Here is a 21,635-nt window from a genome sequence, read left to right as displayed (position 1 = left end):
CCGGCCGCCGACATGCCGCACAGCACCGCAGGAACCCCAGGAGTGGCCATGCCCGCCGTCTTCACCCCGCAGACACCCGCAGGCGCCGCCGCCTCCGTGGTCGAGGTCCCGGTGTCCGGAGGGCCGCCGGTCGAGCTGGCCTACGAACGGCGCGGCTCGGGCGAGCCGATGCTGCTGCTGCACGGCATCGGCCACCACTGGCAGGCCTGGGAGCCGGTGCTGTCGGTGCTCGCGGCAAGCCACGACGTGATCGCCCTCGACCTGCCCGGCTTCGGCGCCTCCCAGCCGCTGCCGGACGACGCCTCCTACGGCCTGCGGCGGGTGGTGCCGCTCCTCGCCGCGGCCTGCACGGCCCTCGGAGTCGAACGCCCCCACGTGGTGGGCAACTCGCTGGGCGGACTGCTGGCCCTGGAGCTCGGACTGCACGGCGCGGCACGTTCGGTCACCGCGCTCTCCCCCGCCGGGTTCTTCACCCGCCCCGAGCGGCTGTACGCCTACGCGGTGCTGCGCGGCATGCGGGCCGGGGCGCGGGCCCTGCCCGACCCGGCGCTGGAGGTGCTGGCCCGCACCAGCGCCGGGCGCGCCGCGCTGACCAGCACCATCTACGCCCGGCCCGGGCGGCGTCCGGCCGACGCCGTGGTGGCCGAGACCCGCGCGCTGCGGCAGGCGGCGGGCTTCGCCCCGGTACTGGCGGAGGGCCGCCGCCCCGCGGCACGCTTCGACCAGGACCTCGGGGACCTGCCGGTGACGATCGGCTGGGGCGACCGGGACCGGCTGCTGCTGCGCCGCCAGGGCGTCCGCGCCAAGCGCGCGCTGCCCGGCGCCCGCCTGGTGCGGCTGCGCAACTGCGGCCACGTACCGATGAACGACGACCCGGCCACCGTCGCCCGCGTCGTCCTGGACACCGCCCGGCACGCGGCCGCGCGGCCGGGAACGGTTCGCGCCCGCAGCTGAGCACCGGGCACGCGCGGCCGGCGGATCGGCCCTGCCCGGAGCCGCCGGGTCCGCCTCTCCGCGGGTCCGGCGCAGGCCGTCAGCTCATCGGCTCAGCGCCGTCTCGATGCGCAGCTCCAGCGCGCCCGCCTCGCTGACCCGCTCGGCGACGGTCCCGTGCGGATCGGGGCGCCCGGCCGGGTAGGCGGCCCGCACCCGGGTGAGCCGGGTGACGGCCTGGTCGTAGCGGCCCAGGTCGACCTCGAGCGCGGCGGCCCGCAACTCCGCGCTCGTCGCCTCGTGCAGGCCGGCCTCGCCGCAGGAGCGGAAGGCGGCCACGGCACGCTCGGCGTACTCGATGCCCCGGGCGTAGCAGTCCACCGCGGTGGCACCCAGCTCGCCGGGGGCCGGCACCGGCATCGGCTCGACCAGCAGTTCGGCCGTCTGCCGGTAGGTGTGGCCGACCTCCAGGCGGAGCCGGAGGCGCTGCTCCTCGTCCTGAAGGCGCTCCTCCGAGCGCAGCACCCGGGCGATCTCCTGCTGTGCCGCGGCCATGCACCCCAGTGCCTCCTCGACCGGCGCACCCGCTTCCATGGCCAGCCAGCCCCGGGCGTGCAGCGTACGGATCGCCGCGTGCGGATCGCCCAGCTCCCGCCACAGCGCCTCTGCCCGGGCGTACAGCTCGCCCGCCGCGGTGTGCCGGCCGCAGGCGCGGTGGGTGTCGGCCGCCAGGTGGGTGACGACGGCGCACCCGTGCCGGTCCCGCCACCGGTGCGGCAGCTCGGCCGCGCGGCGGAGCAGCCGGGCGGCGGCCCGCAGTTGCTCGGGGCGGGCGCAGGACTGGCCGAGCCAGACACACGCCTGCACGATGCCGGGTTCGTCCTCGCGCTCCAGCAGACCGCCGAGGGCCTCGACCAGGACGGCGGCCGCCTCGTCGGTCTCCTCCAGGACGAGCAGGCAGCCGCCGAGCCGGAGACCGGCCCGGGTGGCCTCCGCGGCGCTGCCCGAACCGGCCAGCGCGTACGCCGCGTGCCGGAGCGATCCGGCCTCCTCGGCCAGCAGGCCCTGGGCCGCGTGCACGTCGGCGTGCAGCAGGTGGAGGCGCGCGAGCTCGGCGGACGGACGGGCGGCAGCACCCGGCCGGTCCTGCAGGGCGCCGCGCAGCACCTCGGCGGCACGCTTGTGGTCGCCGGTCTCCATCAGCAGCCGGGCGAGGGCCAGTTCCGGCCCGGTGGCGGACCACGGGCGGCCCGCCTCGTGGAAGAGGTCGGCGGACTCGGCAAGCAGTTCGCCGGCGCGAACCGCGGCGCCGCGCCGGGCCGCCAGCCTGCCCCGGATCTCGACGGCCTCGGCGATCCCGGCCCGTACCGCGGGCTCCTCGCGGTACGGCAGCGCGAACGCGACCAGACCGGCCACCTCCGCGTCGAGCGCCTCGGCCCCCGGACCCAGCGGGTCCGCGCCCTCCGGACGCGCCGGTCCGGCCGGATATGCGGCGTCGGCCGCCGGCGGCCGGTTGGCGGGGTTGGCCGCGTCGAACGGGCTGCCACCCGCGTTCTCCGCATCCTCCTGCACCCCGCCGAGGTCGTGCGCGCGCAGCCGGGCCCGGGCCAGCAGCACGGCGAGGGCGTGCCGGGCGCCGATGTGCCCCGCGGCGCGCAGCTGCTGGGCCTCGGCGCACAGCGCGTCGAGGGACTCGGGCGGCACGGCCGCCCCCTCGGGGGCGCAGGAGGCGGCGGAGGCGGCCCGCGCGCGGCACGCCAGGGCTTCACCGGGCAGCTCGGCCCCGGCGAAGAGACTGGCGGCCTCCGCGAATCCGGCGGCACCGGCCGCCGGATCGGTGCGGGCCGCCGCCTCGGACCGGTGGTCGAGGAGTTCGGCCCGCGACACCTGGTCGAGCCGCGCCCCCGTACGGGCGACGGCATCGCCGGCCGCGGCCCACCGCGCGGCCGCCTCCGGGTGGCCGACGGCGCTCAGCCGCCGCGCCTGGGCCAGCAGCCGCTGCGCGTCCGGCGAGCCGGCTCCGGATCCCGCACCCGCCTGCGGCCGGGGCTCGGTTCCGCGTCCTGCCTCCGGGCCGCTCCAGGTTCCCTCTCCCGGCTGCGGGCCGCGCTCCGCGGCACGTCCGGGGACGGCCTCCGGCCCGCCCGGCGGCACGGGGGCCGCGGGCGGCGCAGGCGGCCCGGGCGGCGCGGGGAACGTGACGGCGCCGATCCCCAGCGGCAGGTGCGGGACCAGCGGCCGCGCGTCGATGCGGCGGCGCGCCGCCGCGCGATGCCCACTGGTGCCGGCCCGCCGGTCGAAGCGTTCCGCCGTGTCCAGGGCCTGCGCGGCGGCGTGCTCGAACAGTGCCGCCGCGCTCCAGTCCCGTCCAGGAGGGCCGGGGACCGGGAGGGCGGCGTGCCCCAGCTCGCCGAGCCGCCGCATCAGCAGGGCGACGGCGGACATCCACAGCTGGTGGCCGGGCGCGTCCTGCTGCTCCTCCCAGCGCTCCCCTTCCTGCCCGGCGAGGATCTCCAGGCCGCGCGGCTCATTGCCGGTGCGGGCGCAGAACTCCAGGTGCCGGGCGAGTGCGCCGCGCCCGGTCGGCGCCTCCCGGACCAGCAGGCAGCCCGCGAGATGCCGGCTCCGCGCCTCCGCGGCGCGGCCGAGGCGCAGCAGCGGCTCCAGCGAGGCGGCCAGCAGGTAGGAGCGCCGGTGGGCGCACGCGTACTCGCCGCGCAGCACCGGTTCCCACATCCGCAGTGCCGCCTCGTCCTGGGCCGTTCCGGCGCCCGGTGCCACGGCCTCGGCCTCCTCGGCGCGCACGGCGTACGCGCGGCCGCGCCAGGCCAGTTCGCAGCCCGCGCAGTCGGCGCTGCGGTCGCGTTCCGCCTCCAGCCAGGCGCTGTAGGCGCGCGCGGCCCGCTGCCGGTCGCCGAACCACTGCGCGACCAGGAACTCGCGTGCGTACACGGCGCGCCGGGACAGGCCGGCGCGGTCGTGCTCGCGGGCCAGCCGGGTGAGCCACTCCTCGATCTCCGTCATGGGGACCGCCGGGTCGCCGACCAGGTCCGCCACGGCCCAGCGGAGCGACCACAGCAGCGCGAAGGCGTCCTCGGAGTCGAACGCCTCCGGGTCCTCGTCCCGCAGCCGCAGTGCCCGGGCGACGGGGCCGGGAGTGGTGCGGGCCGCGGTCCCGAAGGCGCGGCTGGCGGCCAGGTGCAGCAGCGCCGCGCCCAGGGCGGCCCGGCCCTCGCGGGTGCCCGCCTCCGCGGCCGCCTCGGCCTGCGCGACCAGCTCCTCGGCGCGTGCGACGCGCCCGGGGCCGTGCGGGGCCAGACCGCTCGCACGGATGTCCGCACGGAGCTCGGCAGGCGTACGGCTGGTGGTCATCGGGCCTCCTGGGCCGGCGCGTAACAGGTCGGGCGGGATGCGGGTGGAGTTGTCCGTGAAGCGGCAATCCTAGGCCTCGGTGAGCGGTCGGACACACGCAGTGGCGTGCCGCCTCTTCTGTCCGGTGTGGCACCGGTGTTCACTGGGGCTTCGGACGTATGGCACGCGGAGGGAGCAGGCACACCACGGGAACGGGATACAGCTCGCAGGAGTGACGGGCGGCGTGCGGCGCCGCGGCGGATCTCCGGCACGCGAGTGGTCCTCCGCGCCGCGGCCGGGGCCCGTCTCCGTCCCACGCTCCGACGGCGCACACTCGCAACCTCTCGAGGAGGCCTGCACATGGCACAGGACGATCCGACCGGCAGTCACCCGGCACGGCGGGCCGTGCTGCGCGGCACGGCGGGCGCGGGCGCGGCGCTGTCGCTGCCGTTGCTCGGCGCCGCCGCTCCCGCGCAGGCGCGGCGCGGCAGGCCGTCCGCGGACTGGGGCGTGCAGACGGGCGACGTGACCGCGTCCTCCGGTCTGGTGTGGGTGCGCGCGGACCGCCGGGCGCGGATGGTGGTGGAGACGGCCGCGACCGAGAGCTTCCGCAACCCGAAGCGGTGGCGGGGCCCGGTGGTGGGGCCGGAGACCGACTTCACCGGACGCACCGCGCTGCACGGGCTGCCCGCGGGCGAGCAGATCCACTACCGGGTGCTGCTGGCCGACCCGGACGATCCGCGGCGCGCGGGCAGGCCGGTGCACGGGACGTTCCGCACGGCCCCGGCGCACCGGCACGACGTGCGCTTCCTGTGGTCGGGCGACCTGGCCGGGCAGGGCTGGGGCATCAACCCCGACCGGGGCGGATATCCGATCTTCGACCGGATGCGGCGGCTGGATCCGGACTTCTTCCTCAACAGCGGCGACACCATCTACGCCGACTCCCCCATCCAGGAACGGGTGGAGCTGTCGGACGGCAGCATCTGGCGGAACGTCACCACCGAGGAGAAGTCCAAGGTGGCCGAGACTCTGGCGGAATTCCGCGGCAATTTCCGCTACAACCTGCTGGCGGGGAACCTGCGCCGGTTCAACGCGCAGGTTCCCTCGATCGTGCAGTGGGACGACCACGAGGTGCTCAACAACTGGTACCCGGGCGAGATCCTGGACGACGACCGCTACACCGAGAAGGACGTCTCCACTCTCGCGGCGCGCTCGCTGCGGGCGTTCGGCGAGTACTTCCCGGTCGGCAGCCTGCCGCCCGGTGACGAGGACGGGCGCGTCCACCGGGTGGTGCGGCACGGCCCGCTGCTGGACGTGTTCGTGCTGGACATGCGGTCCCACCGGAACGCGAACTCGCCCGGCCGCAGCCCCGACGACCGCCAGGGCATCCTGGGCGAGCGGCAGTTGCGCTGGCTCAAGCGGGAGCTGTCGCGCTCGCGCGCGGTGTGGAAGGTGATCGCCTCGGACATGCCGCTGGGGCTCGTCGTACCGGACGGCGGCACCGACTACGAGGCCGTCGCACAGGGCGACCCGGGCGCCCCGCTGGGCCGGGAGCTGCAGATCGCCGAACTGCTGCGGCACATCAAGCACCATCGCGTCACCGGGACGGTGTGGCTCACCACGGACGTGCACTACACCAGCGCGCAGCGGTACGACCCCGGCCGCGCCGCGTTCGAGGACTTCGCACCGTTCTGGGAGTTCGTCTCCGGGCCGCTGAACGCGGGCGGATTCGGGGCGCTGAAGCTGGACGGCACCTTCGGGCCCGAGCAGCGGTTCATCCGGGCTCCGGAGCGCGCCAACACCCCGCCGAGCGAGGGCGGGCAGCACTTCGGGCAGGTGGACATCGACGGCTCCACGGGGGAGCTGACCGTGCGGCTGCGCGAGGAGAGCGGCGCGGTGCTGTTCACCAAGACGCTCCGGCCGGGCCTGGTGGGCCAGTGAACCGGGCCTGGAGGGCCGGTGAACCGAACCGGGCGACGCGGTGAGGGCACCGCGGGCCGAGTACAGCTACACGCCGGTCGGCCGCACCGCGTACGGCGTGACCCCGCCCGGATTCCGCGCACTGCGGGTCCGCATCCCGCTGGGCACCGGCGGGGCCGTCTTCGCGGCGGCCGCGCGGGCGCTGCTGGAGTGGCGCATGCACCGTGCGATGGGCGTCCGACTCGAGGCGGACGCCGGCCGGGCCGCGCCCGGGGTGCGGGTGACGGTCGGCCTGGGGGTGGGAGCGCTGCGGGTGGGCGGACCGTGCCGGGTGGTGTGGGCCGTGCAGGAGGAGCGGCGCGCCGGGTGGGCGTACGGGACGCTGCCGGGCCACCCGCAGCGCGGCGAGGAGGCCTTTCTCGTCGAACACGCGCCCGACGGCGCCGTCCGGCTGACCGTGCGGGCCTACAGTGTGCCCGCGGTGTGGTGGACGCGGGCGGCGGGACCCGTGCTGCCGGTGCTGCAGCGGGGCTACGCACTCCGCTGCGGACAGGTGCTGCGCAGGCTGGCCCGGGAGTGACCGGCGCGCTCCGCGGAGCCCGCCCCGGGGTCCACGGCACGCCGTCCGGGGCGCTCCGGGAAGGGCCGCACCGCCCGCCGCAAATGGGACGTTTGCTCGGCAGGCGCTCTTTTTACGCACCTGTCATATGTCGTTCGTGGTCAGGCAACGACGACCCGCGAAGGTGTTCGTATGGCTGATGACCCTGCCGCGAAGAAGACGGACACCACGACCGGCGCCGCCGCGCGCCGCCGACGGCGCGCGGCGGCGGCCGCCCGGCGCGGTCTGCGGGCGTGGCGCGTCCGGCCCGGCCGCGGCGGACGGGGGCTGCGGGGTGCCGCGGCGGCGGTGCGGCGGTCCCCCGGCAGCGCCACCGCGCTGTGGCGGGTGCGCACGACCGTGCGGGACGAACCCGGCACGCTCGCCCGGATCTGCGGCGCCCTGGCGGCGGGCGGCGTCGACATCCTCACACTCCAGACGCACCCGCTCGGCGACCGCACGGTGGACGAGTTCCTGCTGCGCACCTCCGACGCGGTGGAGCCGCGGGAGCTGGCCCGGCTGCTCCGCGAAGCGGGCGGCGCCGACACCTGGGTGGAGCGGGCCGACGCACACGACCTGGTGGACAGCCCGACCCGGGTGCTCCACCTGGCCACCAGGGCGGCCCTGGACACGGCCGAACTCCCGCTGGCCCTGCGGGCGCTGCTGGGCCGCTGCGCCATCCGCTCGGTCCCCGGCGACACGCCCGCGGAAGGGGCGCTGGAGGGTACGCTGCTGCGCCTGCCCGACCCTGCCGGAGGAGAGATCGTCGTGGAACGGCACCATGTGCCCTTCACCCCCACCGAGTTCGCGCGGGCCCACGCGCTGGTGGAGCTGGACGCCCGGCTGGGGCGCCGCACCCCGGGGGAACGGCACGCGCTGACGCTGCCCGGCGGCCGGGCCGTCACCATCCGCCGCGCCGACGAGGGCGATCTGGAGGCCGCGACGGCCATGCACGCCCGCTGCTCGGAACAGACGCTCACCCAGCGGTACCACGGTCCCGTCAAGGGTGCCGACCGCTATCTGCGGCATCTGCTCTCCCCCCGGTTCGGCCGCACCCTGGCCGTGGAGTCGCCCGCGGGCGAGCTGGTGGCGCTCGGGCACCTGCTGTGGGACGGCGACGAGACCGAGGCGGCCCTGCTGGTCGAGGACGCCTGGCAGCGCCGGGGCATCGGCGCCGCCCTGCTGCGGCGGCTGACCGACATGGCCCGCGAAGCCCGCTGCGAGAGCGTCTACGCGGTGACCCGGTCCTCCAACACCGGCATGGTCGCGGCGATGCGGGGGCTGGGGCTGCCGCTGGACTACCAGATCGAGGAGGGCACGCTGGTGGTGACCGCGGCCCTGGCACCCGCCGCGGTCGCGCCCCGCTGAGGCCCGCCCCCGGCACGACGCCCGGCCGCCGCATCCGGCGCCGGGCCCCGGTGCCCCACCCGGGTCGGCCCGGTGCTGACGGAAGGGGTGCCGGCGTACGAGGATGGGCCCATGTCCGATGCGATCAACACAGCGACCCCCGGCCCCCTGCCCCGCCAGGTGGCAGACACCTACGTCGACGCACTCGTCGAACTCGACCCGCTCACCGGCACCTACCTCGGGGTGCCCGAGTGCCACGGCCGGCTGCCGGACTTCTCCCCCGCGGGTCAGGAGGCGACGGCCGTCCTGAACCGCACCACGCTGGAGGAGCTGGCCGCGGCGGAGGCCCGGCCGGGCGCCGAGAGCGACGAGGAGCGGCGCTGCGCCCGGCTGCTCCGCGAACGGCTCACCGCCGAGCTGGCCGTCCACGAGGCCGGCGAGGGACTGCGCGCCGTCAGCAACCTCAACTCGCCGCTGCACGCGGTGCGCGGCATCTTCACGGTGATGCCCTCCGAGACGGAGGAGGACTGGAAGGCGGTCGCCGCCCGGATGCGGGCGATGCCGGTCGCGCTCGACGGATACCGGGCCTCGCTGGACGAGGGGCTCGCCCGAAAGCTGTACGCCGGGCCCCGCCAGGTCGCCACCGTGCTGGAGCAGCTCGCGCAGTGGCTGGGCGAGAAGGACGCGGAGGACGACCGGGGCTGGTTCGCGGAGTTCGCCGGCGGCTGCCCCGACGGCCTCCGGCCGGAACTGGGCGAGGCCGCCGCCGAGGCCACCCGCGCCGTCACGGAACTGCGCGACTGGCTGCGGGACGTGTACGCGCCGGGTGTCGCCGGAGCACCGGAGACGGTGGGCCGCGAGCGGTACGCGCGCTGGGCGCGCTACTGGAACGGCGCGGACCTGGATCTGGAGGAGTCCTACCGGTACGGCTGGCAGGAGTTCCACCGGCTGCTGGCAGAGATGCGCACCGAGGCGGAGAAGATCCTGCCGGGCGCACGGACCCCCTGGGAGGCGCTGCGCCACCTGGACACCCACGGCGAGGCCGTGGAAGGCGTCGACGAGGTCCGCGAATGGCTCCAGGCGCTGATGGACGAGGCCATCGCGGAACTGGACGGCACCCACTTCGAACTCGCCGAGCCGGTACGCCGGGTGGAGGCCCGGATCGCCCCGCCCGGCAGCGCGGCGGCGCCGTACTACACCCAGCCGTCGCTGGACTTCTCCCGGCCGGGCCGCACCTGGCTGCCGACCATGGGCGAGACCCGGTTCCCGGTCTACGACATGGTCACCACCTGGTACCACGAAGGCGTACCCGGGCACCATCTGCAGCTCGCGCAGTGGACGTACGTCGCCGACAAGCTCTCGCGCTACCAGACGACCGTGGGCATGGTCAGCGCCAACGCCGAAGGCTGGGCGCTGTACGCCGAGCGGCTCATGGACGAGCTGGGCTTCCTGACCACGCCGGAGCGGCGGCTGGGCTATCTGGACGCGCAGATGATGCGTTCCACCCGGGTGATCGTCGACATCGGCATGCACCTGGAGCTGGAGATCCCCGCCGACTCGCCGTTCCACCCGGGTGAGCGGTGGACTCCGGAGCTGGCCCAGGAGTTCTTCGGCATGCACAGCGGGCGCCCTGCGGACTTCGTGGAGAGCGAGCTGGTGCGCTACCTGGGGATGCCGGGGCAGGCCATCGGCTACAAGCTGGGCGAGCGCGCCTGGCTGGAGGGCCGCGCGGCCGCGCAGCGCGCGCACGGCGCCGCCTTCGACGCCAAGGCCTGGCACATGGCGGCCCTCTCGCAGGGCTCCCTCGGTCTCGACGACCTGGTGGCGGAGCTGTCCGCGCTCTGAACTGCCGTGCGGTGCCGCCGGACCGGTCCCCGGGCGGGTCCGGCGGCACCGGGCCGGGCGGTCGGCCGGTGCGCCGGGGCCCGGCCGTCCACGCGGGCCGGCCGTCCACGCGGGCCGGCCGCCGTCCGGGCCGGGCGGGTGCCGTCCGGGCCGGTCAGGTGTCGGCCGGGGCGGCCCGGTGGCGCAGGGTGGAGCCCGCGCGCGCCTTGACGACCTCCAGCTGCGCGGGCACCCGCCGCCGCAGATCGGCCACGTGGCTGACGATGCCGACACAGCGGTCCCGCTCGCGCAGCGAGTCGAGGACGTCCAGCACCTCGTCCAGCGTCTGCTCGTCCAGACTGCCGAAGCCCTCGTCGATGAAGAGGGTCTCCAGTCGGGTGCCGCCGGCCTCCTCGGTCACCACGTCGGCCAGTCCTAGGGCGAGGGCCAGCGAGGCGAAGAACGTCTCGCCGCCGGAGAGGGTGCCGGTGTCCCGCTCGGCACCCGTCCAGGCGTCCACCACGTGCAGTCCGAGCCCGGCTCTGCCCCGTCCGCCGGACCGTTCGTCGGAGTGCACGAGCGTGTAGCGGCCGCCGGACATCCGGCCGAGCCGCGCCGAGGCGGCAGCCGCCACCTGTTCGAGCCGGGCGGCCAGCACATAGGACTCCAGCCGCATCCGGCGCTCGTTTTCCGGTGAGGTGCCGGCGGCCAGCCCGGCCAGCCGGGCGACGCTCTCGTAGGCGCCGCGCAACGGCGCCACCCGCCGGGCACGTTCGGCGGCCCGCTCACCCAGTCCGTCCAGCGCCTCCACCCGGCCGCGCGCGGTGTGCAGTTGGGCATCCGCGGCCCGCAGCCGCTCCTCGGCGGCCTCGGCGGCGGCCCGTGCCGCCTCCGGCTCCGCGGCGGGCCGGGCCGCGGCCGCGGCGAGCTCCGGGTCGGCCAGCTCCTCCGCGGCTGCGGCCTCCTCGACCTGCCGGCGCTCCAGCCGGGTCCGCAGCTCGCGCTGCCGGGGCTCGGGCAGTACGGCCCCCTCCGCCTCCTCGGGTGCGGCGAAGCCGGCGCGGCCGGCGGCCTCCGCCCGCTGCGCGGCGGCATCGGCGAGCCGTTCGGCGGTGCGGGCGGCGGCCCGGGCCGCCTCCGCGGTGCGGGAGAGCACCCCGACCCGGCGTTCCAGCTCCGCGCAGCGGGCGGCGACGCTGGGAGCCTCGCCGCGTGCTCTGCTCAGCCGCTCGGTGAGCGCCGCCAGTTCCCGCTGGAGGGCCTCCCGGGTCGAGGTGCGCGCGGCGGCCCGGCGCGCGGCTTCCTGGCGGGCCGCGCTCCGCCCGTCGTGCTCCCGCTCGGCGGCGGCCAGCGCCTCGCGGGCCTCATGGGCGCCGGACGCCTGGGCGCGGGCCCGGGCATGCTCCTGCTCCAGGGCGGCGACGGCACTGGCCAGTTGCTCGGTGCCGCCGTCGGACGCCGCCCCTGCTCCGTCCCCGGTCGCGTCGGCCGCCGCGTCGGCCGCCGCCTCGGTGCGGCTGTCGCGCAGCGCGGCGAGCCGCTGCTCGGCCGAGCGGTGGTGCTCGGCCGCCCGCTGCGAGCGGGCGAGCGCCTCCTCCTCGGCCGCCCGGTCCACGTGGCCGGGCTCCGCACGGGCCGGATCGGGATGTTCGGTGGCGCCGCACACGGCGCAGGGGTCGCCCGCGGCCAGCTGCGCGGCGAGCTCCGCCGCGATGCCGCGCAGCCGCCGCTCCCGCACCGCGAGCCAGTGCTCCTTGGCGTCGGCGGCCTCCTCGCGGGCCCGGCGCCGCACCTCGTCGGCCGACTCGATCTCGGCGTCCAGCCGGTCCCGGCGGTGCGCGGCCTGCAGGCGGGCGCGGGCGGGGTGCAGCCGGCCGGCCAGGTGCTCGGTGCGGGTGGCGGCCTCCAGTGCCTCGGCCACCCGCCGTTCGAGCCCGAGCCGCTGCTCCTCCCAGCCGTCCAGCCACTCCCCCGTCTCGCGGAGGAGGTCCTCGTCGGTCCGGGACTCGGCATCCAGGCGGCGCAGTTCGGTCTCGATCGCGGCGGCGCGCGGTTCCTCCTCGCGGGTGGCCCGCAGCGCCCCCAGTTCCTGTCGCAGTTCGCCTTCCAGTGCTGACAGCCGGTCGGGGCCGGCGTCGCCGAGGGCGTCCGGGAGGTCCGCGCGCGCCTCCCGTTCCGCGGCTCGGGCCCGGGTGTGGTCCTGCTGTGCGGTGCTGTGCAGCCGCAGGGCGGGCAGCACCGTCTCGGCGGCCTGCGCCCGCTCCAGCCGCTGCCGCTCCGCGTCCCGCTCCGCGGCACCGGCCGCCAGCTCTTCGGCACGCTGCCCGGCATGCGCGAACCGCTGCTGGGCGCGGGCCAGGTCCCGGACCGCCTCCAGCTCCCGGACGGCCTCCGTGTGGTGTGCCCGCGTGGTGTCGGCGGCGAGCGCCGTGGCGGTGCAGCGTTCCCGCGCGTAGGTCCTGGCCTGCGCCGCCCAGGCCAGGACCGAGTCGGCCAGACCGGGATCGCCGGGGGCGAGCCCGTCCCGCGCGGGGGACTCGCCGGGCGGCGCCGCCCGGCCGCGGGCGCCGCCGCGGGTGCGCGCGCCTCCGCTGCCGCGGGCGTCCGGCGCCGAGCCGCGGGGCGAGCCGGTGCGCTGGCCGGGGAGCGGGTCGGCGGCAGCGGTGTGCGCGGGCCCCTCGGCGAGCTCGGCGGGGTCGCCGACGGCCTGCCGCATCCGGTGGGCGAGGGCCAGCAGTTCCTCGTCGGCGGCGACGACCTCGCGCTGGGCGGATTTGCGCATCCGCGCGAGCTCCTCCTCGACGGCGGCGAACCGGCCGGTGTCGAAGAGCCGGCCCAGCAGCTTCGCCCGGTCCTCGGCGCCCGAGCGCAGGAAGCGGGCGAAGTCGCCCTGCGGCAGCAGCACCACCTGGCAGAACTGGTCCTTGCTCATGCCCAGGGCCTGCCCGATCTCCTCACCGATCTCCTGGTGGGAGCGGCTGAGCCCCTGCCACTCGCCCGCGCCCGGATCCCAGGCGCGCAATTCGCAGCGGGCGCGTTCGCGGGTGAGGCCGGTGCCCCGGGTCTTGGGCCGGAGCTGCTCGGGAGCGCGGGTGACCTCCAGCCGCCGGCCCGCGACGGTGAGGTCGAGGACGACCTGGGTGCGCACGTGCGGGTCGGCGTGGTCGCTGCGCAGGGTGCCGCCGGGCTGCTGGCGGGCGCCGGGCACTCCGCCGTAGAGCGCGAAGCAGACGGCGTCCAGCACCGAGGTCTTGCCCGCGCCGGTGGCACCGTGCAGCAGGAACAGACCGGCCGAGGAGAGCGTGTCGAAGTCGACGGTGTGCGTGCCGCCGAACGGGCCGAAGGCGGTGAGGGACAGCCGGTGGATTCTCAACGGGCCACCGCCCGCGTGCCGTCCTGGCTCGGGCGCCGGCCGTCGGCCGGGGGCCGCGGCGCACGCGGGGCGGCCGCTGTCCCCGCTTCGCCCTCGGCGACGCGGACGGCCTCCAGCGCCTGCCCGAGCATCTCGCGCTCCTCGGGCGCCGCCTGCTGTCCGGGGCGTACATGGCCGACGAAGTCCTCGGCGATCTGCCGGTCGGTGCGCCCGCTGAGCCGTACGGCGTAGGAGCGGGCGTCGCCGTCCTCTTCCCGGTCGGGCGCGAAGACAAGACTGACGGTGTGCGGGAAACGCGCGGTCAGCCGGGCCATCGGGTCGTGCGGGCGGGCCGCGTCGGTGAGGGTGGCCTCCACCCAGGAGTCGGTGTGCTGCTCCAGAGCCGGGTCCTCCAGCAGTTCGGCCAGCCTGCCGCGCAGCCGGGCGAGTGGCCGGGGTACGGGGCAGGGCAGCCGCTCGGCCACCGGTTCGCCCGAGGGGCCGAGGTCGACCAGCCACATGGACTTCGGGTGCCCGGCCTCGGAGAACGAGTAGGCGATCGGGGTGCCGGAATAGCGGATCCGCTCGGAGAGGGCCTGGCAGTTGTGCAGGTGGCCGAGCGCGACGTAGTCGATCCCCGCGAAGACCGAGGCGGGCACCGAGGCGACGCCGCCGACGGTGATGTCCCGTTCGCTGTCGCAGACTTCGGCGCCGGTCACGAAGGCGTGGGCCAGCACGACGGAGCGCGTCCCGGCCGGCCGGGCGGCGAGGTCCGCGCGGATCCGGTCCGTCGCGGCGCGGAGCACGGCGGTGTGGCCGCCGCTCTCCGCGCCGAGCGTCTCCCGCACCAGCGAGGGCTCCAGGTAGGGCACTCCGTAGACGGCCACCGGGCCGCCTCCGTCGGCGGGTTCGAGGAGTAGGGGCGTGCCGCACTCGCGGGGGTCGGTGCGCAGGTGGACCCCGGCGCGGCCGAGCAGTTTCGCGCCGACCCCCAGCCGGCGTGCCGAGTCGTGGTTGCCGGAGATCATCACGGTGGGCACGCCGAGGTCCGCGAGGCGGGAGAGCGTCCGGTCGAACATCTCGACGGCGGCGAGGGAGGGGACCGCGCGGTCGTAGACGTCGCCGGAGACCAGTACGGCGTCCACCGCCCGCTCCTCGACGGTGGCGACCAGGTGGTCCAGGAAGGCGCGCTGGGCGTCGAGGAGGCTCACGCGGTGGAAGCTCCGGCCCAGATGCCAGTCCGAGGTGTGCAGCAGACGCATGGTCAACGACCTTAAGGCCCACCACCGACACTGCCGGTCCGCGGGCCCGTTCCGGGTCCGCGCCGGCTCGTCCGCCGGGACTCCGGAGGGCTCAGACCGTACCGAACGCCTCGCCGCCCACCTCGACTCGTGCGCTGCCCGCCGTCGCGTCGGCCAGCCAGCTGCGGAAGCCGGCCAGGTCGGCGTCGGGCAGGCCGACCTCGATGGCGACCTCGGCGCCGTAGCGCACCTCGCGCACCTCCCGGCCGGTGGCGCGCAGTTCGTTCTCCAGGCGTCCGGCGCGCTCGTGCCCGACCGTGACCGTCAGCAGCCGGAAGCGGCGCCTGGTGACGGTCCCCACCGCGTCCAGAGCCTCGCCGACCGCGCCTCCGTAGGCCCGGATCAGGCCGCCCGCACCCAGCTTGACGCCGCCGAAGTAGCGGGTGACGACGGCGACCGTGTACCGCACCTCGCGCCGCAGCAGCATCTGGAGCATCGGCACTCCCGCGGTGCCGCCCGGCTCGCCGTCGTCGTTCGCCTTCTGGGTGCCCGCGTCGGCGCCGATGACGTAGGCCGAGCAGTTGTGGTTGGCGCCGGGGTGCTGCCTGCGGATCCGGGCGATGAACTCCTGGGCCTCGGCTTCCGTGGCCGCGGGCGCGAGGGCGCACCGGAAGCGGGAGCGGTTGACCTCCGTCTCGTGCACGCCCTCCCCGGCCACGGTGACGTACTCCGCGGGCCCCGGCGGCTGCTCCTGCTGTGCGTGCTGCTCCTGGTGCATCCCGCCAGCCTAGGGCCGCGGCCGCGGGAATCGGCGGGGGGTGCCGTCCGTTGTCGCGGAGAGCTGGACTGCCGCGGAGGAGGAGAGTGATGTACGGCGATACCGGGACGGTGCGGGAGATTCTCACCGAGCTGGGTGACACCTGGGCGGTGGTGGGGCTGTCGCAGAACACCTCGCGGCCCGCCTGGGGGGTCGCCGAGGTGCTGCAGCGGTACGGCAAACGTGTCGTTCCCGTCCACCCGAGCGCCGAGACGGTGCACGGCGAGCGCGGCTACCCGACGCTCGCGCGGATCCCGTTCCCGGTGGACGTGGTGGACGTGTTCGTCCGCTCCGAGCTGGCGGGACGGGTGGCCGACGAGGCGGTGGCGATCGGTGCCCGGGCCGTCTGGTTCCAGCTCGGCGTGGTGGACGAGGCGGCCTGCGAGCGCACCCGTGCGGCCGGGCTGCGGATGGTGATGGACCGGTGTCCGGCGATCGAGATCCCGCGGCTGGGGTGAGCACGGAGCCGGCCGCCGCACGGGAGCGGTCGGCGCCCCGCCGGCGGGTGCGGCGCGGCAGACAGCCGGACCACCGGCGCGGCCGTCCGGTTCAGCGGGGCGCGGGGACTGCGACGGCCATGGTCATCTCGACGTTCTCCGGCCCGTCGTTGCGGTAGCCGTGCGGGACGTGGGACTCGAAGCACGCGGAGGTCCCGGCCGGCACCGGGTATGTGTCGCCGTCCACCTCGAGGGTGAGCGTGCCGGTGGTCACATGGACGAGTTCGGTGGTGCCCAGCGGGTGCGGATCGGAGCTGCTGGCGTCTCCCGGCGCCAGTTTCCAGTGCCACAGCTCCAGCGGACCGGGGGCCTCGGTGCCCGCGAGCAGGGTGCTGTGGCTGCCCGCCTCGGTGGACCACAGCCGCACCGCCTGTTCCGGCGGCACCAGGCGGACCTGCGGCTCCTGGTCGAAGTCCAGCAGCGAGGTGATGCTGACGCCGAGCGCGTCGCCGATCTTGACGACGGTGCCCACGCTGGGGTTGGTGCGGGCCTGTTCGATCTGGATGAGCATGCCCCTGCTGACACCGGCCCGGGCCGCGAGGGCGTCGAGGGTGAAGCCGCGCTCGGCACGCAGGTGTTTCAGGTTGCGCGCGAGCGCCTGCGTGAGGTGGTCGAGGTCCGTCACGGTGTTCCGCACCATCCAAAATATTAAATGACAGAGTTCATTGCGATGTACTACGGTGTGCTGGACTTGAGCGTTCATCACACTGTACTGCGAGGGAATCCGCCATGACCGCTGTCTTCGCGCTGGCCACCAGCCTCCTGTGGGGGCTGGCCGACTTCGGTGGCGGACTGCTCAGCAAGCGGCTGCGCGAGCTGACCGTGGTGGTCGTCTCGCAGGGCGCGGCCTGCCTGGTGCTCGGCGTCATCGTGCTCGCCACCGGCGCCTGGGGCGAACTGGACGCGCGCCTGCTGTGGTGCGCGGTGGCGGCCGGAGCGATCGGACCGGTGTCGATGCTGTGCTTCTACCGGGCACTGGCCGTCGGCCCGATGGGCGTGGTCTCACCCGTCGCCACCCTCGGCAGCGTCGCCGTGCCGGTGGCCGTCGGCATGACCCTGCACGGCGAACGGCCCGGCCCGCTCCAGGCCCTGGGGACCCTGGTCGCCGTCACCGGAGTGGTGCTGGCCGGCGGCGTGGGCGGCCGAGGCGCACCCGTGCAGCGGCGCACGGTCCTGCTCACCCTGATCGCGGCCTTCGGGTTCGGCGCGACGATGAGCCTGGTCGCCGAGGCGTCCACGACGCTCGCCGGGCTCTTCCTGACGCTGTTCGTGCAGCGGGTGGTCAACGTCGTCGTGGGCGGCGGTGCGCTCTGGGCCTCGGTGCGGCGCGGCACACCGGCACTCCCCGAGGAGGGCCTGGGTGCGGTGTGGACGGCGCTGCCGGCCCTGGCCTTCGTCGGTCTGGCCGACGTCGCCGCCAACGGGACGTACGCCGTCGCCGCGCAGCACGGCCCGGTCACCGTCGCCGCCGTCCTCGCCTCGCTCTATCCCGTCGTCACCGCGCTCGCCGCGCGGAGCGTGCTCCAGGAGCGGCTGCGCGCGCTGCAGACCACGGGCGCCGGGCTGGCGCTGCTCGGCACGGTCCTGCTGGCCTCGGGCTGACCGGGGCACCGGCTCAACCGCCGGACGAGCAGCCGGACGATCCGCCGGGCGGCCCGGCGTCCGGTGCGGTGGGCAGGTCGGCGAGGTCGACCAGCTGCTGCGGACTGACGCCCTCGGGAACCGGCATCGGCGGCGGAGTGCGCAGCGGCGGCTGCCACCCCTGCTCGGGATCCAGCCGGCGCACCACCCGGGCGGGGGCACCCGCGACCACGGCGTGGTCGGGAATCTCACCCCGCACCACGGCTCCCGCCGCGACCACCACGTTGCGCCCCAGCGTCGCGCCGGGCAGGACGACGGCCCCCGCGCCGATCCAGCTCCCCGCGCCGATCTCCACCGGTGCGGTGCGCGGCCACTGCTTGCCGACGGGCCGTTCCGGGTCGTCGTAGGAGTGGTTGGTCGAGGTGATGTAGACGTACGGGCCGCAGAACACGTCGTCGCCGAGACTGACCCGGGTGTCCGCGATGATGTGGCTGCCCCGGCCCAGCACCACGCCGTTGCCCAGCCGCAGCACCGTCTCCGGCCCCAGCTCCAGATCCGGCATCATCCCCGCGGTCAGCGTGACGTCCTGGCCGACGATGCAGTGGTCGCCGAGTTCGATCCACGGCGTCCCGAAGAGCGTCCCCTGCGGGAAGGCGAGCCGTGTCCCGGTCCCGATGCGGCGGAACGCGTACGGCCCCGGGCGCCGCGCGGTGACGGCCCCCGCCTGCCGCGCCCGGCGCCAGAGGCCGTGCACGGCGCGGGAGGTGAGGGAGGAGAACGTGTTCCTGATGGATGGCACGTCGTCACCGTAGCGCCCCGGCACCGCCGCGCCCCGGTGAGGTTCCTCACCGGTAACCCCGGGCGGCGCGTGCGTCGGGTGCGGGCTTCGCAGCCGCGGCGGGCAGCGGCGGGCCCGGCCGCGGAACCGCTCAGGGGGCCGCCGGCCGTTCGCCGACGGTCGCCCCGCGGTGCTGCTCGGCCAGGTCCACATAGCCGAGCGCGTTGAGGCGCACGCCCTCGAACTCCTCGTCCGTCAGCTCCCGCCGCACCTTGCCGGGCACCCCTGCCACCAGCGAACCGGGCGGCACGACGGTCCCCTGCGGCACCAGCGCCTGGGCCGCGACGAGGGAACCGGCGCCGATGCGGGCGCCGTTGAGGACGGTGGCTCCCATGCCGATCAGCACGTCGTCCTCGACCGTGCAGCCGTGCAGCACGGCGTTGTGGCCCACGGTGACCCGGGCGCCGACCTCGACCGGGAAACCGGGATCGCCGTGCACGGTGCAGTTGTCCTGCACATTGCTCCCCTCACCGAGCACGATGGGGGCGGCATCGGCCCGCAGTACGGCGCCATACCACACGCTCGACCCGGCCGCCAGGGTGACGTCACCCGCGATCACTGAGGTCGGCGCGTTGAACGCGGTGGGATCCAGCCGCGGTTCGTGCCCGCCGACCGTCACGATCAGCCCGTACTGTGTCACTGTTCTCCACTCCGGATGTCTCGCTGCCCGGTCCCGCTCAGTCACCGACCGGGGTGGACGGGGTGCCGTCGCGCTCGGACCGGCGGGGCTCCCCCTCCGCGGCCGGTGCGTGCTCGTCCCGCCGCGCGGCGGCAGGCTCGGACCGGTGCTCCTCGACCGCTTCGGCGGCCACCTTCGCGGCCCGGCGCTTGACGAGCACCATGGAGGCGAGGCCGATCAGCACCGCGGCCACCAGCCCGAGCCAGGAGAAGCGCTTGAGCCACGCCTCGGCGACGATACCGACGTAGTAGATGACCGCCGTCGTGCCGCCCGCCCACACCACGCCGCCCAGCACGTTCGCGGTCAGGAACTTCCAGTACGGCATCTTCAGCACACCCGAGAGCGGCCCCGCGAAGATCCGCAGCAGGGCGATGAAGCGGCCGAAGAAGACGGCCCACATGCCCCACCGCTGGAAGGAGCGCTCGGCGGTGGCCACATGGCTGGGGCCGAAGTGCCTGGGGAACTTCCCGCCCAGCCAGTCCAGGAGCGGCTTGCCGCCTCTCCGGCCGATGGCGTACCCGATCGAGTCACCCACGACGGCACCGACCGTGGCGCAGGTTCCCAGGATCAGCGGATCGATGTGCCCCTGCTGCGAGGCCAGCAGCGCGGAGCTGACGAGGACGATCTCTCCGGGGAGCGGGATCCCCAGGCTCTCCAGCCCGATGACCACTCCCACCAGGAGGTACACGCTGACGGCCGGAACGCTCTCCAGCCAGTCCTGGATGTGCAACTGCGGCTTCCTCTCATGACATCGGAGCACGAGCTGCCATGACGGCACGAATTCGGAAGCCTACTCGACCACGCGCCGGCCCGCGTCCACTGCCTCGCGCGCCGCTCGCCGGCCGGAGGGCACCGGGACCGGACCGGCGGCGCGGCGCGGCGTCAGTCGTTGGGCCGCAGGGTCCACACGACGGTCATCTCGCTGGTGACCGCGCCGTCGGGGCGGCGGAGCGCGACCCGGACCGGGAACTCGGGGCGCTCTCCCCGGTCCAGCTCGGCGACCACCTCGGCGGCCGGGCGGCCGAGCTCGGCGGTGGCGGTGACCACCCCCTTGGCGATCTTCTTGAAGTCCATCTCGGCGCGCACCGGCAGCGGGACGGCGCGGGAGAGCTGGTCGGCGAACGCGGCCAGGGTCACCGCGCCGGTCGCGGACTCGGCGAGCGTGAACATCGCCCCGGCGTGCGGGCCGCCCACGTGGTTGTGGTACTCGCTCTGGTCGGGCAGGGAGACGACGACCCGTTCCGGCGAGGTCTCCAGGTACTCCAGGTTGAGAGTGCGGGCCATGGGCACGGAGGCCCGCATCAGCTCGCCGATGTCCGGCTGCGACTGTGTGGTCATGGCTCGCACGTTACCACCCAGTAACTCGGGGTGGGAGAATCGTTCCTTCCCGCTTCGGCCCCATTCGTGTAGCGGGTCCGTACCGATCCAGGACCGGCCGTGGCCGACCCGACGACCGCACCATAGGGTTGTCGGCCATGTGGCCAGGACAGCAGCCGCCCGGGGGCGAGCAGAACCCGCAGCAGCCGAACCCGTACCAGCAACCCGGGTACGGGCAACCGAACCCGTACCAGCAACCCGGCTACGGGCAGCAGCCATCGGGCCAGCAGCCCGGCTACGGGCAGCAGCCGTCGGGCCAGCAGCCCGGCCAGGGGCAACCGCCGGGCCCGGGGGGCTACGGGCAGCAGCCCGGACCGGCTCCCCACCCCTACGGGCAGCCGGGCGGCCCGGGGCAGCCGGGCGGCCCGGGGCAGTCGGGACAGTGGGGCCCGGGGAGCATGCCGGGCAGCCCGCAGTCCCCCAAGGGCGGTGGCGGAGGAGGCCGGAACAAGACGATCGCCATCGCGATCGTCGCCGCGGTCGCGGTCATCGCCGCGACGGTGGCCGGAGTCGTCGTCCTCGGCGGCGACGACTCCGGCGGGGGCAAGAAGAACGAGGCCGACAAGACCTCCTCGCCCTCGGTGAAGACGAAGCCGGAGAAGAGCGAGAAGGCCGAGCCGGGAAGCGGCGGCGCCTCCAAGGACCCCTCGGACCCGGTGGTGAAGGGCTGGCAGACCGTCGTCAACCCCAAGTGGTACTCGGCCTTCGACGTCCCGGACAACGACGACTGGACCCTCGCGAGCACGGGCACCATCACCGGGTTCGAGGACGACAAGGGCAAGGTCCTGGTCGCCATGTCGGCGCCCGCCTACTACAAGGACGACTGGTGCAAGCGCAGCAGCCGCGCCGGCGTCGGCACCAAGGGCGCGCAGGGTTCCAAGGACACCAAGGAGGCGGCGCGGATCGCGGCCGGCAACTTCGCGATCGCCGGCTACGACCAGAAGCAGAAGGGCACCCTCAAGGTCTCCAAGCCCAAGCCGTTCAAGAACGAGCACGGCATCAAGGGCCACACCGTCACCGCCAAGATCACCGGAGCACCCAAGGAGGACAAGTGCTCCACCAGCGCGGGCAAGGTCGTCACGGTGTCCTGGATCAACAGCAACGGTGACCTGGCGATCTGGGTCCTCTACACCGACGCCGGCGTCAAGGACGAGGTGTCGGACGCCACCATCGAGAAGATGACGGGCAGCCTCCGCGACTACGACGGCGGCGGGGACGAGCCCCGCGGCTGACCCCGCCCCCGGGCCACGGGGACCGGCTGCGACGGCGCCCTCAGTCCA

The 21,635-nt window shown here is 75.6% G+C and carries 17 protein-coding genes; 8 read left to right on the top strand and 9 right to left on the bottom strand.

Translation table 11 applies throughout. From position 1 onward, the window contains the following. Positions 1-48 precede the first annotated feature (48 nt). Complete coding sequence (locus tag A949_RS0117270; protein WP_019357274.1) at positions 49-954, top strand: alpha/beta fold hydrolase; 906 nt, start codon at positions 49-51, stop codon at positions 952-954. A gap of 84 nt (positions 955-1,038) precedes the next feature. On the opposite strand, the gene A949_RS0117265 is transcribed toward A949_RS0117270, so the two are convergent. Beyond that, entirely contained in the window at positions 1,039-4,305 is a 3,267-nt protein-coding gene (locus A949_RS0117265) for a hypothetical protein (RefSeq protein WP_019357273.1), read from the bottom strand. A gap of 339 nt (positions 4,306-4,644) precedes the next feature. Here A949_RS0117265 and A949_RS0117260 point away from each other — a divergent pair, with 339 nt between their 5' ends. The 4 genes from A949_RS0117260 to A949_RS0117245 all read left to right on the top strand — a co-directional run bounded on the left by A949_RS0117260 (position 4,645) and on the right by A949_RS0117245 (position 9,994). Beyond that, the gene (locus tag A949_RS0117260; RefSeq protein ID WP_019357272.1) at positions 4,645-6,225 is read left to right on the top strand and encodes an alkaline phosphatase D family protein; all 1,581 of its coding nucleotides are present in this window, start codon (positions 4,645-4,647) and stop codon (positions 6,223-6,225) included. A gap of 40 nt (positions 6,226-6,265) precedes the next feature. Continuing rightward, a complete protein-coding gene (locus A949_RS0117255; RefSeq protein WP_019357271.1) occupies positions 6,266-6,784 on the top strand; it encodes a DUF1990 family protein in 519 nt (172 codons plus the stop codon). 171 nt (positions 6,785-6,955) lie between these two features. After that, the gene (locus A949_RS0117250) at positions 6,956-8,170 is read left to right on the top strand and encodes a GNAT family N-acetyltransferase (RefSeq protein WP_019357270.1); all 1,215 of its coding nucleotides are present in this window, start codon (positions 6,956-6,958) and stop codon (positions 8,168-8,170) included. A gap of 111 nt (positions 8,171-8,281) precedes the next feature. Beyond that, the gene (locus tag A949_RS0117245; RefSeq protein WP_019357269.1) at positions 8,282-9,994 is read left to right on the top strand and encodes a DUF885 domain-containing protein; all 1,713 of its coding nucleotides are present in this window, start codon (positions 8,282-8,284) and stop codon (positions 9,992-9,994) included. A gap of 154 nt (positions 9,995-10,148) precedes the next feature. On the opposite strand, the gene A949_RS0117240 is transcribed toward A949_RS0117245, so the two are convergent. From A949_RS0117240 to A949_RS0117230, 3 genes are all read right to left on the bottom strand, one after another. Further along, positions 10,149-13,346, bottom strand: a complete 3,198-nt coding sequence (locus tag A949_RS0117240; protein ID WP_019357268.1) for an AAA family ATPase — start codon at positions 13,344-13,346, stop codon at positions 10,149-10,151. Next, positions 13,343-14,587 (bottom strand): exonuclease SbcCD subunit D, encoded by a 1,245-nt coding sequence (locus A949_RS0117235; protein WP_019357267.1) that lies wholly within the window; start codon positions 14,585-14,587, stop codon positions 13,343-13,345. Before A949_RS0117235 ends, A949_RS0117240 begins: the two co-directional genes overlap by 4 nt. Before the next feature lie 91 nt (positions 14,588-14,678). Then, positions 14,679-15,344 carry a YigZ family protein gene (locus A949_RS0117230; protein ID WP_019357266.1) on the bottom strand — a complete coding sequence of 222 codons (666 nt, stop codon included), beginning with the start codon at positions 15,342-15,344 and terminating at the stop codon, positions 14,679-14,681. 89 nt (positions 15,345-15,433) lie between these two features. On the opposite strand from A949_RS0117230, the gene A949_RS0117225 reads away from it, so the two are divergent. Beyond that, positions 15,434-15,841: a CoA-binding protein gene (locus A949_RS0117225; protein WP_019357265.1), complete on the top strand. Its 408-nt coding sequence runs from the start codon at positions 15,434-15,436 to the stop codon at positions 15,839-15,841. Between the two features lie 91 nt (positions 15,842-15,932). Here the strand turns inward: A949_RS0117225 and A949_RS0117220 are convergent, their stop codons facing one another. Then, positions 15,933-16,520: a helix-turn-helix domain-containing protein gene (locus tag A949_RS0117220; protein ID WP_019357264.1), complete on the bottom strand. Its 588-nt coding sequence runs from the start codon at positions 16,518-16,520 to the stop codon at positions 15,933-15,935. Between the two features lie 89 nt (positions 16,521-16,609). Between A949_RS0117220 and A949_RS0117215 the strand changes: the two genes are divergently transcribed. Continuing rightward, complete coding sequence (locus A949_RS0117215; RefSeq protein WP_019357263.1) at positions 16,610-17,482, top strand: DMT family transporter; 873 nt, start codon at positions 16,610-16,612, stop codon at positions 17,480-17,482. Positions 17,483-17,495: 13 nt separating this feature from the next. Here A949_RS0117215 and A949_RS0117210 read toward each other — a convergent pair whose 3' ends face one another. The 4 genes from A949_RS0117210 to A949_RS0117195 all read right to left on the bottom strand — a co-directional run bounded on the left by A949_RS0117210 (position 17,496) and on the right by A949_RS0117195 (position 20,316). Next, positions 17,496-18,260, bottom strand: a complete 765-nt coding sequence (locus tag A949_RS0117210; protein ID WP_026004747.1) for an acyltransferase — start codon at positions 18,258-18,260, stop codon at positions 17,496-17,498. Between the two features lie 130 nt (positions 18,261-18,390). After that, positions 18,391-18,939, bottom strand: coding sequence for a gamma carbonic anhydrase family protein (locus A949_RS0117205; RefSeq protein ID WP_019357261.1), 549 nt, complete (start codon positions 18,937-18,939; stop codon positions 18,391-18,393). Positions 18,940-18,976: 37 nt separating this feature from the next. Continuing rightward, complete coding sequence (locus A949_RS0117200) at positions 18,977-19,708, bottom strand: DedA family protein (protein ID WP_019357260.1); 732 nt, start codon at positions 19,706-19,708, stop codon at positions 18,977-18,979. 152 nt (positions 19,709-19,860) lie between these two features. After that, positions 19,861-20,316, bottom strand: coding sequence for a DUF4442 domain-containing protein (locus tag A949_RS0117195; protein WP_019357259.1), 456 nt, complete (start codon positions 20,314-20,316; stop codon positions 19,861-19,863). A 137-nt stretch (positions 20,317-20,453) separates the two neighbouring features. On the opposite strand from A949_RS0117195, the gene A949_RS0117190 reads away from it, so the two are divergent. Continuing rightward, positions 20,454-21,587 carry a hypothetical protein gene (locus A949_RS0117190; RefSeq protein ID WP_026004746.1) on the top strand — a complete coding sequence of 378 codons (1,134 nt, stop codon included), beginning with the start codon at positions 20,454-20,456 and terminating at the stop codon, positions 21,585-21,587. Positions 21,588-21,635: the final 48 nt, after the last annotated feature.

Source organism: Streptomyces sp. AA1529, assembly GCF_000280905.1.
Classification (GTDB): Bacteria; Actinomycetota; Actinomycetes; order Streptomycetales; family Streptomycetaceae; genus Streptomyces.
This window is presented reverse-complemented; position numbering and strand designations above follow the sequence as displayed.